This is a genomic window from Pseudacidovorax sp. NFM-22 (assembly GCF_021401245.1).
In the GTDB taxonomy this organism is placed as follows: domain Bacteria; phylum Pseudomonadota; class Gammaproteobacteria; order Burkholderiales; family Burkholderiaceae_C; genus Xenophilus.
In genome coordinates, this window is record NZ_JACBFY010000007.1 from 94,818 (window position 1) to 107,356 (window position 12,539).

The 12,539-nt window shown below is 70.1% G+C and carries 13 protein-coding genes; 12 read left to right on the forward strand and 1 reads right to left on the reverse strand.

What is annotated here, in order from left to right:
- The first annotated feature begins 89 nt into the window (after positions 1–89).
- The 5 genes from L0984_RS23335 (at position 90) to L0984_RS23355 (ending at position 4,254) form a co-directional block, all read left to right on the forward strand.
- Positions 90–929: an alpha/beta hydrolase gene (locus L0984_RS23335; protein ID WP_234196736.1), complete on the forward strand. Its 840-nt coding sequence runs from the start codon at positions 90–92 to the stop codon at positions 927–929.
- Between the two features lie 3 nt (positions 930–932).
- Positions 933–1,211, forward strand: coding sequence for an acyl carrier protein (locus L0984_RS23340; protein ID WP_234196737.1), 279 nt, complete (start codon positions 933–935; stop codon positions 1,209–1,211).
- Positions 1,212–1,233: 22 nt separating this feature from the next.
- Positions 1,234–2,463 (forward strand): beta-ketoacyl-[acyl-carrier-protein] synthase family protein, encoded by a 1,230-nt coding sequence (locus L0984_RS23345; RefSeq protein ID WP_234196738.1) that lies wholly within the window; start codon positions 1,234–1,236, stop codon positions 2,461–2,463.
- Positions 2,464–2,564: 101 nt separating this feature from the next.
- On the forward strand, positions 2,565–3,902 hold the full coding sequence (locus L0984_RS23350; protein WP_234196739.1) for a type II toxin-antitoxin system HipA family toxin: 1,338 nt from the start codon (positions 2,565–2,567) through the stop codon (positions 3,900–3,902).
- 4 nt (positions 3,903–3,906) lie between these two features.
- Complete coding sequence (locus tag L0984_RS23355; RefSeq protein ID WP_234196740.1) at positions 3,907–4,254, forward strand: helix-turn-helix domain-containing protein; 348 nt, start codon at positions 3,907–3,909, stop codon at positions 4,252–4,254.
- Positions 4,255–4,335: 81 nt separating this feature from the next.
- Here L0984_RS23355 and L0984_RS23360 read toward each other — a convergent pair whose 3' ends face one another.
- Entirely contained in the window at positions 4,336–5,292 is a 957-nt protein-coding gene (locus L0984_RS23360; protein ID WP_234196741.1) for a LysR family transcriptional regulator, read from the reverse strand.
- A 151-nt stretch (positions 5,293–5,443) separates the two neighbouring features.
- Here L0984_RS23360 and L0984_RS23365 point away from each other — a divergent pair, with 151 nt between their 5' ends.
- The 7 genes from L0984_RS23365 (at position 5,444) to L0984_RS23395 (ending at position 12,536) form a co-directional block, all read left to right on the forward strand.
- Complete coding sequence (locus tag L0984_RS23365; RefSeq protein WP_234196742.1) at positions 5,444–6,424, forward strand: Bug family tripartite tricarboxylate transporter substrate binding protein; 981 nt, start codon at positions 5,444–5,446, stop codon at positions 6,422–6,424.
- An 11-nt stretch (positions 6,425–6,435) separates the two neighbouring features.
- The gene (locus L0984_RS23370) at positions 6,436–7,506 is read left to right on the forward strand and encodes a mandelate racemase/muconate lactonizing enzyme family protein (RefSeq protein WP_234196743.1); all 1,071 of its coding nucleotides are present in this window, start codon (positions 6,436–6,438) and stop codon (positions 7,504–7,506) included.
- A 5-nt stretch (positions 7,507–7,511) separates the two neighbouring features.
- Positions 7,512–8,477, forward strand: coding sequence for a Bug family tripartite tricarboxylate transporter substrate binding protein (locus tag L0984_RS23375; protein ID WP_234196744.1), 966 nt, complete (start codon positions 7,512–7,514; stop codon positions 8,475–8,477).
- 23 nt (positions 8,478–8,500) lie between these two features.
- On the forward strand, positions 8,501–9,277 hold the full coding sequence (locus tag L0984_RS23380) for an enoyl-CoA hydratase/isomerase family protein (protein WP_234196745.1): 777 nt from the start codon (positions 8,501–8,503) through the stop codon (positions 9,275–9,277).
- Positions 9,278–9,357: 80 nt separating this feature from the next.
- On the forward strand, positions 9,358–10,575 hold the full coding sequence (locus L0984_RS23385; RefSeq protein ID WP_234196746.1) for an acyl-CoA dehydrogenase family protein: 1,218 nt from the start codon (positions 9,358–9,360) through the stop codon (positions 10,573–10,575).
- A 114-nt stretch (positions 10,576–10,689) separates the two neighbouring features.
- Positions 10,690–11,919 (forward strand): CaiB/BaiF CoA transferase family protein, encoded by a 1,230-nt coding sequence (locus L0984_RS23390; RefSeq protein ID WP_234196747.1) that lies wholly within the window; start codon positions 10,690–10,692, stop codon positions 11,917–11,919.
- Positions 11,919–12,536, forward strand: coding sequence for a glutathione S-transferase family protein (locus L0984_RS23395; RefSeq protein ID WP_234196748.1), 618 nt, complete (start codon positions 11,919–11,921; stop codon positions 12,534–12,536). The genes L0984_RS23390 and L0984_RS23395 overlap by 1 nt, the downstream gene beginning before the upstream one ends.
- Positions 12,537–12,539 lie beyond the last annotated feature (3 nt).

A 12,539-nucleotide genomic window follows, 5' to 3' on the forward strand; every position in this document is an offset into this window, starting at 1 on the left:
TTGGGACTTTCTTCAGGCAGCGCTGCGTAATCTGCGGCCCCAACGACGGATGGCCCGCCCGCACGAGGCAGGGGTCCGTGGAGCCGACGATGACCGCATCCTTCCTGTCCGACGCTGCTGCGTCCCCCGTGCGCGGCGCCGTCCTGCTGCTGCCCGGCCTGTGCAGCACCGCCGACGAACTGCTGCACCTGCAGTCCTCGCTGCGCCGAAGCGGCTGGCACGTGAGTGCGCCCCACATCGCGGGCTACTCCTTCGATGCCGATGGCCAGCGCACCACCGGCTTCGACCAGTGGGTGGACCGGGTCTGCGCCGAGTTCGCGCAGCTCAGGCAGCAGTACGGCACGGTGCTGCTGGCCGGCATCTCGGCCGGCGCCGCACTGGCCCTGGCGGCCGTGGCCCGGCTGGGGCAGGCCGCGGCCGGCGTGGTGCTGATGTCCACCACGCTGCGCATGGACGGCTGGAGCGTGGGCCGCAGCCGCTGGCTGCTGCCGCTGGCCCTGTACACGCCGCTGGGCCGCCTGTGGCGCTACCGCGAGCGCGCGCCCTATGGCGTCAAGAACCAGCGCGTGCGCGAGTGGATCGTGCAGGAGCTCAAGGACCGCCAGATCTCCCGCGCCGGCTGCGCCGCCATCGGCGTGGCCCATCTGCGCGAATACGACCGCCTGCGCCGGGCCGTACGCCGCAGCCTCGACCGCGTGCGCTGCCCCGTGCTGGCCCTGCACGCCCGCGAGGACGAGGTGGCCAGCCTTTCCAACATCGATCTGCTGGCCCATGGCCTCAAGCACGCACCGCTGCACACGGTGGTGCTCGAGAACAGCTACCACATGATCTCGATCGACAACGACCGCCGCCAGGTGGCCGAAGAGACGATCGAGTTCGCCCGCGCCGTGGCCGAAGGCCGCGCTCCTTCCACCTGCAACCCGAGCTGAACCATGCCGTCGACCACCTTCCAGACCATCGCCCGCATCGCCCAGGAAGAGCACCGCTGCGACCCCGCGCTGCTGCGCCCCGAGGTGCCGCTGGCCGACCTCGGCCTCGATTCCCTGGCGCTGATGGAATTCATCTTCTCGGTCGAGGACGCGCTCAAGCTGCGCCTGCCCGAGGAGCGGCTGGACCCGCGCGAGGCCGGCATCACCCTGGGCGACCTGTGCGCCGCCATCGACGCGCACATGGCCCAGCAGACCGGCAACGCCACGCCGGCCCACGCCTGAGCATGCGCGCAGAAGGACACCGATGAGCACGCCTGTCGCCATCACCGGCATGGGGCTGGTCAGCCCGCTGGGCACCAGCGTCCAGGCGCTGGACCTGGCCCTGGCCGGCAACCAGTGCGCCATCGCACCGCGCGAGGTCGTCATCGACGGCGTGGAGCGCTTCACCGTCGGCGTGGCGGCCTGCAGCGAGTTCGACGAACGCAAGAGCCGCGCGCCCTCGGGCGTGACCCTCGACCGCGGCACGGCCATGGCCCTGAGCGCCGCCTTCGAGGCCGCGGAGCAGGCCGGCCTGTTCGACGCCAGCCGCCAGCCGGCCCCCGAGCGCCTGGGTGTGTTCTGGGGCACGGGCATGGGCGGCGCGAGCAGCTTCGACCAGTCCACCGAGCAGCTCTACGGCCGCAAGCGCCGCCTGCGGCCCACCACGGTGCTGACGACCATGCCCAATGCAGCCGTGGCCGAACTGGCCCTGGCCTTCGGCGCACGGGCGTCGGCCGTCGGCTATGCCTGCGCCTGCGCCTCGTCGGCGGTGGCCATCGGCGAGGCCATGCGGGCCGTGCGCGGCGGCTGGGTGGACGTGGCCATCGCCGGCGGCCACGAGGCGCTGCTGACGCCGGGCGTGATCGCCAGCTGGCAGGCCATGCGCGTGCTGGCGCCGCTGGAGGCGCATGCCGCCCACACCTGCCGCCCCTTCTCGGCCGACCGGGCCGGCTTCGCGCTGGGCGAAGGCTCGGGCGCGGTCATCATCGAATCGGTGGCCTCGGCCGAACGCCGCGGCGTGGACGTCCGCGCGCTGCTGGCGGGCTACGGCACCAGCTGCGATGCGGTGCACATCAGCAACCCGAACAGCGATGGCCAGGTGCGCGCGGTGCGGGCCGCGCTGGCGGATGCCGGCCTCGCGGCCAGCGACATCGGCCATGTGAACGCGCACGGCACCGGCACGGTGGCCGGCGACGCGGCCGAGGCCGCCACGCTGGCAGAGATCTTCGGCGCGCGCGGCGTGCCGGTGAGCGCCACCAAGACGCTGCACGGCCACATCATGGGCGGCGGTGGCGCCATCGAACTGCTGTGCGCCCTGCGCGCCATGGACCTGGGCCAGTTGCCCGCCAGCGCCACCGCGCCCGATGCCGCCCTGGGCGTGGACCTGGTGCATGGCCTGGCCCCGCGCGCGGCCGGCGGCATCCGGCATGTGATGTCCAACGCCTTCGCCTTTGGCGGGACCAATGCGGTGTTGATTGCGAGCCGGGTGGGCTGAAGAGCATTGCGGACCGGCCCGAGGTAGGCCGATGATTTGCCCTATCCTGATAGGCCATATGTGCGTTCTACGCGATCATTTTGACTATCATGATCGCCAAAATGCGCGATCGGACCACGTTCATCGAGATTCACCGTGCGGGCAGCTGGCTGCCCGCGGCGGAGCTTCGCGCCCTGGGCCCGGATCGCTGCCGCATCGACTACCTGCCCGACTACGTCTTCGGCACATCCGACCCCTGCCCGGTGTCGCTGCGCCTGCCGGTGAACATGGCACCGGACCGCTACCGCGAAGGACCGTCGGGCCCGGAGGCCGACCGCCGGGCACCCGCCTTTCTCTACGACCTCGTGCCACAGGGCAGGGGGCGCAAGTACCTGCTCTCGCAGCTGCACCTGCAGGACGACGAGCACCTCGTGCTGCCGCTCGTCATGGCCGGCGCCTTCAATCCCATCGGCTGCCTGCGCCTGCAAAGCGCAGTCGCGTTCTTCGCCGAGCATGTGCGGCGCAACCCGGATCCCGCGAGCAGCCGCGGCTTCGCGCTGCAGGACCTGCACGCCCACAGCGCCGATGTGCTGGACCATCTCTCCATGCATGCCATGCTGGCCTCCGGCACCACCGGCGTGCAGGGCGTGGCGCCCAAGTTCCTGCTGAGCACCGACGCCGATGGCCGCTGGTTCGCCGACATGGCGCTCCCCGACGAGGACGCGCAGGCCCACTGGCTGCTCAAGCTGCCGCGGGGCCCGGCCCAGGAGGACCGCACCGTGCTGCGCAACGAAGCCGCCTACCTGCGCCTGGCCGCCGCTTGCGGCCTGCGCACCGGTGCCGAGCCCGTGCTGCATGGCGACATGCTCCTGCTGCGTCGCTTCGACCGCGAGGTGCAGGGCGGGCGCGTGCACCGGCTGCACCAGGAGAGCCTCGCCAGCCTGGCCGACCTGCGCGGCTTCGGCATCGCCGCCGACCAGCAGCAGTTGCTGCGCGCGCTGCGGGCGGTGGTGTCCGACCCGTTGGCCGAGACCATCGAATTCTTCAAGCGCGACGTGCTGAACCTCGCGATGCGCAACACCGACAACCATGCGCGCAACACCGCGGTGCAGCGCCTGGCCGATGGCCGTGTGCAGCTCACGCCGCTGTTCGACTTCGCGCCCATGTTCCTGGACAGCGAGCTGATCGTGCGCAGCTGCCACTGGCGCGATTCGACCGGCCGTGTGCAGGACACGTGGACGCAGGTGCTGGCCATGCTGGACGTGCCGGACGACGAACGGCCGCGCATCGTGGCCGCCCTGCGGGCCTTTGCCGACGTGGTCGCCGAGCTGCCTGCGACTGCCGCGCATTGCGGCGTGGAGGCCGCCGTCATCGACGCCTGCCGCGCCACCATCGACCGCCAGAGCGAGCAGCTCGCCGCACTGTCGGCCCTGCTGCCTGCCGGCGGCGGAATCGCGTGACGCCATGGACAAGCGCCGCACCCGCGCCGACGCCGACTTTGAGCGGCAGTACCGCGATGCCTTCTATGAAGCGGTGAGCAGTGGTCGCCTGTCCATCGGCCAGGCCGTGGCCGCCATGCGCCGCATCAGCCGGCTGACCCAGCCGGAGTTTGCCCGGCACCGCGGGCTCAGCGTGCAGATCCTGCGCCGCATCGAGGCCGACAAGGCCAACCCGACGCTGGACACGCTGGAGAAGATCGCCGGCATCTTCGGGCTGCAGGTCGGCTTCGTGCCGAAACAGGGCGATGCCCTCTCGGCCCGCGATCTGGTGCAGGTCGCGAAGGACCGGCCGAAGCACGACGAGGCCGACTGAAGCCGGCCCGGCGCTGGGGACTCGGCCCCGAACAGGGCCGCGCCCCGCGCGCCGGGTATCAGTGGCGCGGCATCCGGCCGATCAGGAGCGCCACATCCCCTGTGTCGCCATCTCGCCGACGATGCGCACGATGTGCCCCGTCACCGCCGTGACCGCACTCGACGGCCCCTTGGACCGCGAGAAGGCCAGGGCGACGGTGCGCTGGAAGGGCGGCTCGACGATGCGCGCGGCCTGCAGTCGGCCTTCCTGCACCTCCTGCCACACGGCGTGCAGCGGCAGCACCGTGTAGAGCCCTTCCTGGGCCGTGAGCTGCTTCTGCAGCGGCAGTGAATCCGCCTCGATCACCGGCGCCAGCGCGATGCGCGCATGCCGCGCGCCGGCATCGAGCGCCGTGCGCAGCCCGTTGGGCGCGCTGGGCAGGATGAAGGGCAACCCATCGAGGCTCGCGAACGGAACCTGTCCATTCGCCGTGAGCCGGTCGTCGCGCGGGCCGATCAGGTAGCTGTCCACCGTCGCGAGCGCTTCTTCCCCTTCGGGCAGCGTGGGGGCATAGCGGTAGAGGATGGCGATGTCGACACGCGCGTCGGTGAGCCATTCCTCCACCTGGCCGCTGGAGCCTTCCAGCACCTTGAGGCTCACGCCCGGCAGGCGCGCGCGAACGGCCGCGAAGAGCCGGCCCGTGAGGATGGTGCCGATGGAGGGCAGGCTGCCCAGCGTCACGGTGCCCACGGGCTCGCGCAGGTCGGCGCGGATGTCGTGCTCCAGCGCCTGGGCGCGCTCCAGCAGGTCCTTGACCTGGGGGAACAGGCGCTGACCCGCCTCCGACAGCTCCACGCCACGGCCCGTGCGGTTGAAGAGCCGCGTGCCGCATTCGCGCTCCAGCGCATTGACCTGACGGCTCAGGAAGGACTGGTTGCTGTCCAGAAAAAGCGCAGCCCGCGTCAGGCTGCCGAGCTCGCCGATGGCCACGAAGGAGCGCCACTTCTGCAGGTCGGCGGCGATGTCCAGCGCGAAGTCGGTGGCTCTAGGCTTGTGCATGGGCGGCGATTATGGGACGGCCTTCGCGCCCTGAGCAGGGCATCGACCCGCTTGCTCGCGCCCGCATAACAGCCTTGCACGATCGGTGCATAGCTCGCGAAGAGGGTGCCTCCTAGACTGCCTGCAGAGCCAATCCAAGGAGACAAGCATCATGGGCCAAGGCCGTCCCTCGTACCGCGCGACTGCCGCCCTGGCACTCGCCTGCAGTCTCGCTGCCAGCCCTGCCGCCCATGCCGAGGACTGGCCGGCCCGGCCCATCAAGCTGATCGTCCCCTATGCCGCGGGCGGGCCCACCGACGCCATCGCCCGCCTGCTCGCCACCAAGGTGGGCGCCCGCCTGGGCCAGCCCGTGGTGGTGGACAACCGCGCGGGCGCCGGCGGCACCATCGGCGTCGACGCGACGGCCAAGGCCACGCCCGACGGCTACACCTTCGCCCTGGTGGCACCCGGCCCGCTGGTCGGCATGCCCAACCTCATGAAGGCGCCGTACACGCTCGGCGACCTGCAGTACCTCACGCTCGTGGCCCGCATTCCCAGCGTGATCGTGGTCAACACCAAGTCGGGCATCGACTCGCTGGACGCCCTGGTCAAGAAGGCCAAGGCGGCGCCGGGCAAGCTGAGCTACAGCTCGGCCGGCCCCGGCACCACGCCGCACATCGGCATGGAGATCTTCGACGACCAGGCGGGCGTCAGCCTGCTGCATGTGCCCTACAAGGGCGCGGCACCCGCCATCACCGGCCTGCTGGGCGGCGAGGTCGACGTGGCCATGGTCGACCTGCTGCCGGTGCTCGCGCACGTCAACAGCGGCTCGCTCAAGGCGCTGGCGGTGGCCTCCAAGAGCCGCGCGCCGCAACTGCCGAACGTGCCGACCACAGCCGAAAAGGGGCTGCCCGGCGTGGTGATGGAAACCACCTACGGCATCGTGGCGCCCAAGGGCGTGCCCGCGCCCATCGCGGCGAAGCTGCGCGACGCCTTCATCGCCGCCGTCGATGCGCCCGACACCCGGCAGCAGTACCTGCTGCAGGGCGCCTTGCCGATGACGTCCACCGGCAACGAGTACCAGCAGCTGATGCAGGCCGAGTCGGAAAAGTGGCGGGACATCATCGCCAAGGCCAAGATCACGATTCAATGAGCAGCGGCCCGATGAAGATCGTCGCCGCCACCGTCGAACCGTGCACCCAGGCGCTGGCCGACCCGCAATGGAAGTTCGCGCGCGCCCAGGTGCCGTCGCTCGAAGGGCAGGTGTTGCGCCTGCAGGACGAGGACGGGAACGAAGGCATGGGCTATTGCCATGCCATCCCGGCCATCTCCACGCACGGCGCAGGAGCTCAGGCCGGGCTTGCCTTCCTGGCGCCACGCCTGGTGGGCCGTGCCGTGGACGACCTGGCCGGCACCATGGAAGAGATCGACGCGCTGCTCGCCTACCAGCCGACGGTGAAGGCCGCCATCGACATGGCGCTGCACGACCTGCTGGCGCGCCGCCTGGGCGTGCCGGTGCACGTGCTGCTCGGCGGCAAGCTGCGCGATGCGGTGCCGCTGTCGCGCATCCTGCCGATCAAGGCGCCCGACGAGATGGCCGTCCTGGCGGGCCGACTGGCGGCCGAAGGCTACGGGCAGCTCAAGCTCAAGCTCTCGGGCGACACCGACCTGGACGTGCAGCGGATCGCCGCCGTGCGCGCCGCCGCGGGCGAGGCGGTCGCCCTCACCCTAGACCCCAACCAGTCGTACAACGCCAAGCAGATGATCGCGGCCTTCCGTCGCATGGAGCGCTACGACATCGCCCTGATCGAGCAGCCGGTGCCCGCCGCCGACTTCGCCGGCCTGGCCCTGCTCACGCGCACGCTGCCGGTGGCCATCGAGGCCGACGAGAGCGCGCAGAGCGTGCGTGACGTGTTCAGGCTGGTGGCCGAGCGGGCCGTGGACGTCATCAACCTCAAGGTCACCAATCTGGGCGGCATCCGGCGCTTTGTGCAGGCGGTGCGCCTGTGCGAGGCGGGCGAGGTGGGCTGCCGCGTCGGTGCCGCCTTCGGCCCGTCGCTGCTCCAGGCCATGGCCTTGCAGGCCGCCAGCGTCGTTCGGCGCCTGCCCTATGCCTGCGAGCTGTCGGAACACCTGCACCTACAGGACGACCCCTTCACACCGCTACCGGTGCAACACGGCCAACTTCGATTGCCGCCCGGGCCGGGCTGCGGCGTCACCTACAAGCCCCGTTGAACGCGATGAAAAAGCTTTTTGCCAGGACCGCCGCGTTGTTGTGCGCCGCCATTGCCTGCAGCGCAGGCGCGCAGGACTTTCCCACCAAGCCGCTGCGGATGGTGGTTCCCTTCGCACCCGGCGGCGGTGCCGACTTCGTCGCGCGGGCCATCGCGGCGCCTCTGGCCAAGCGGCTGGGCCAGCCCGTGGTGGTCGACAACAAGCCGGGCGCGGGAGCCGTGCTGGGTGCGGACATCGTCGCCAAGGCGCCAGCCGACGGCCACACCTTGCTGTACACCACGCCGGGTCCCCAGATGACCAGTCCCTACCTCATGGCCAGGCCGCCCTACGACCCGGTGCATGACCTGGTGCCGGTGTCGGAAGTGGCGATCGTCCCCAACGTCCTGGTGGTCAACAAGAACCTGCCCGTGCACTCCATCGAGGAACTCATCGCCTACGCCAAGGCCAACCCTGGCAAGGTCAACTTCGCCAGTGCCGGCCAGGGCGCCAGCAGCCATCTGGCGGGCGAGCTCTTCAAGCAGGCCGCGGGCGTCTCGATCATGCACATTCCCTACCGCGGCACCGGGCCTGCGCTGGCCGACCTGCTCTCCGGCCAGGTCCAGATGGCCATCGACAGCATCGCGGCCTACAAGCCGCACATCGACAGCGGCGCCTTGCGGCCGCTCGGCGTGGCCACGGCCAAGCCGTCGCCCCTGTTGCCCGGCGTGCCGCCGATCGCGCAGACGCTCAAGGGCTTCGACGCCGCCCCGGTCAACTACATCTCGGTGCCGAAGAACACGCCGCGCGCCGTGATCGACAGGCTGAATCGCGAGATCAACGCCGTGCTGGCGTCGCCCGAGCTGAAGGAGCAGTTCGCCGCCAACGGCGTGGTGCCCCAGGGCAGCACGCCAGAGGAGATGGCAGCACTGGTGCGCAGCGAGGCCGCCAAGTGGAAGAAGGTCATCGAGACCTCCGGTGCCCGCATCGATTGAACCGAACAACCCAGGAGCCAACCATGAACGACCTGACCCAGCTCGAAGTGCAGATCGAGGACTTCGTCGCCACCCTCACTTTGAACGCGCCGCCGGTGAATGCCCTCACGCGCACGCTCAACGACGAGCTCACCCTGGCGCTGGACCGCATCTCCGAAATGGACGAAGTGCGCGCCGTGGTGCTGACGGGCGCCGGCAAGGTGTTCTGCGCCGGCGCCGACCTCAAGGGCCGCAAGGACGTCATCAAGGGGCCCGGAGATTTGCCGGCCCATTCGCGCCGCACCCGCGAATGCTTCCACGCCATCCGCGAATGCGCCAAGCCGGTGGTGGTGGCCATCAACGGCGCAGCGCTCGGCTCGGGCCTGGCCATGGCGGCCTCCAGCGACATCCTGGTCGCATCGGAGAAGGCGACGCTGGGCATGCCCGAGGTGGACGTCGGCCTGCTCGGCGGCGGCCGCCATGCCATGCGCCTCTTCAGCCACTCGCGCCTGCGCTTCATGGCCCTCACGGGCACGCGCGTCGATGGCGCAGAGATGTACCGCCTGGGCATCGTGGAGGCCTGCGTGCCGCCCGACGAGCTGATGCCCAAGGCCCTGTCGATCGCACGCAGCGTCGCATCGAAGAGCCCCATCGCCACGCGCATGTTCAAGCACACGCTCAACACCATCGAGGACATGAGCCTGCGCGATGGCTATCGCTACGAACAGGACATGACGGCCCAGATCGCCAGGACCGAGGATGCCAAGGAAGCCCAGCGCGCCTTCGCCGAGAAGCGCCCGCCGGTGTTCACGGGTCGTTGAATCCACCCGCGCTGTCGCTGGCGTGATCGACAGGAAACGCCACTGCCGGTTCAATCGCGCGGTCATCCAAAGGAATCCTCATGTTCGCCGATCCATCCCCCAAAGCCGCCGACCTGCTCCAGCGCCTCAAGGCCTTCTTCGACCAGCACATCTATCCCAACGAGGAGCGCTACCACCGCGAGATGGACGCCTTCCGGCGCGCCTGCGACCCGTGGCAGACGGTGCCGCTGATCGAGGAGCTCAAGCCCAAGGCGCGCGAGGCGGGCCTCTGGAACATGTTCCTGCCGCATCCCTATGAAGGCCACGGCGGCGTCTCCAACCTCGACTACGCGCCGCTGTGCGAGGTCATGGGCCGGGTCCATTGGTCCAGCGAGGTGTTCAACTGCTCCGCGCCGGACACCGGCAACATGGAGACGATCGAGCGCTACGGCACCGCTGAGCAAAAAAAGCAGTGGCTGGTGCCGCTGCTGGCCGGCGAGATCCGCTCGGCCTTCCTGATGACCGAGCCCGCGGTCGCCTCGTCGGACGCCACCAACATCCAGTGCTCGATCCGCCGCGACGGCGACCACTACGTGATCAACGGCCGCAAGTGGTTCTCGTCGGGCGCGGGCAGCCCGCGCTGCCGCATCTTCATCGTGATGGGCAAGACCGACCCGGACGCGCCGCGGCATGCGCAGCAGTCCATGGTGCTGGTGCCGCGCGACACCCCCGGCGTGACGGTACTGCGCCACCTGTCGGTCTTCGGTTACGACGACGCGCCGCATGGCCACATGGAGGTGCTGCTCGAGGATGTGCGCGTGCCGGTCGACAACATCCTGCTGGGCGAGGGACGCGGCTTCGAGATCGCCCAGGGCCGCCTGGGCCCAGGCCGCATCCACCACTGCATGCGCTCCATCGGCGCGGCCGAACGCGCGCTGGAGCTGATGTGCGATCGCCTGCGCAAGCGCATCGCCTTCGGCAAGCCGCTGGCCGAGCAGTCGGTGTGGCACGAACGCATCGCCGAGTCTCGCTGCATGATCGACCAGGCCCGCCTGCTGACGCTCAATGCGGCCTGGAAGATGGACACAGTGGGCAACAAGGTGGCGCGCGCCGACATCGCCATGATCAAGGTGGTGGCGCCCAACATGTCGTGCAAGGTGGTGGACTGGGCCATCCAGGCCCACGGCGGCGGCGGCGTGAGCCAGGACTTCTGGCTGGCCGAAGCCTATGCGCACCAGCGCACCGTGCGGCTGGTGGACGGCCCGGACGAGGTGCACCGCAACGCCATCGCCAAGCTGGAGCTGGCCAAGGGCGTCTGAAGGCTGAGGGCCGCAGGCTGGTATGCGCGCACGCGCATCCCAGCGTTGCAGCCGCCGCGGTAGTCGCCTGAAGGGCCCCTTCCGAGAATGGGCCATCGTGAAGGAGATCTGCCCATGAGCACCGCCGCCGGCCCGTTGTCGCACGTCCGGGTCCTCGACCTCAGCCGCATCCTGGCGGCGCCCTGGGCCGGCCAGATCCTGGCGGACCTCGGCGCCGAGGTCATCAAGATCGAACGGCCCGGGGCGGGCGACGACACGCGCAGCTGGGGCCCGCCCTTCCTCAAGGACGCCGAAGGCCGCGACACCCGCGAGGCCGGCTACTACCTGGCCGTGAACCGCGGCAAGCGCTCGATCACGGTGAGCCTGGAGAAGCCAGAAGGCCAGCAGATCGTCCGCGAACTCGCGCTGCGCTCCGACATCGTGCTGGAGAACTACAAGGCTGGCACGCTGGCCCGCTACGGGCTGGACGAGGCCTCGCTGCGCAAGATCAACCCGCGGCTCATCTACTGCTCGGTCACCGGCTTCGGCCAGACCGGACCGCGCCGCGACCAGCCCGCCTACGACTTCCTGATCCAGGCCATGGGCGGCCTGATGAGCGTGACGGGCGAGAAGGACGGCAAGCCGGGCGCCGGCCCGCAGAAAGTGGGCGTGCCCATCGTGGACCTGATGACGGGCATGTACACCGCCGTCTCCGTGCTGGCCGCGCTGGCCCGCCGCAACGAGACCGGCGTGGGCGGCTACATCGACATCGCCATGCTGGACGTGCAGGTCGCCACGCTGGCCAACCAGGCAATGAACTACCTGGTCTCCGACAAGGTGCCCCAACGCAATGGCAATGCGCACCCGAACATCCAGCCGCAGGACGTCTATGCCTGCGCCGACGGCGACGTGATCCTGGTGGTGGGCAACGACGGGCAGTTCGCCAAGCTCTGCCAGGTGTTCGCGCATCCCGAATGGGCGGCCGACGCGCGCTTTGCGACCAACGCCCAACGCGTGCGCAACATCGCCGAACTCTCGGCGCTGCTGCGCGAGGCATTTGCCCAGTGGGAGCGCGAACCGCTGATCGCCGCCCTGGACGCCGCAGGCGTGCCCTGCGGCCCGATCAACAACGTCGCCCAGGTGTTCGAGGAACCGCAGGTGAAGGCGCGCGGGCTGCTGCAGCACGTGCCGCATCCCACCGGTGTGGATGTGCCCCTGGTGGCCAGCCCCATGCAGTTCGACGGTGCGGCCCTGCCCATCCGCTCGGCCCCGCCGCTGCTGGGCGAGCACAGCGCGGACATCCTGTCCGAGCTGGGCTATGCGCAGGCCGACATCGCCGCACTGCGCCAGAAGGAGGTGATCTGATGACCGGCCCACTGACCCTGCACTGGTCGCCCAAGTCGCCCTACGTGCGCAAGGTGATGGTGTGCGCGCACGAGCTCGGCCTGGTGGACCGGCTGCATCTGGTGCGCTCCGTCGCGGCGATGCTCAAGCCCAACCCGGAGATCATGGCGGTGAACCCGCTGTCCAAGATCCCGACGCTGGTGCGGGAGGACGGCTCGGTGCTGTTCGACTCGGTGGTGATCTGCGAATACCTGGACACGCTGGCGGGGGGCACGATCTTCCCTGCGGAGGGTGAGGCCCGCTGGCAGGCCCTGCGCTGGCATGCCTTCGGCGACGGGCTGCTGGATGCCCTGATCCTGTGGCGCAACGAACGTGAGCGTGCGCAGCCGCTGCAGGGCCTGCTCGACGCCTTCGCGCTGAAGGTGCGTTCGTCGCTGCTGCTGCTGGATGCCGAGGCCGCCGCCCTGCGTGCGGCGCCGTTCTCCATCGGCACGCTCACGGTGGGCTGCGCATTGGGCTACATCGACTACCGCTTCGATGCGCTGGGCTGGCGCAGCACCGCGCCGCAGCTGGCGGCCTGGCATGCGGAGCTGATGCGGCGGCCCTCGTTCCAGGCCACGGAGCCCATCGACGGCTGAGCA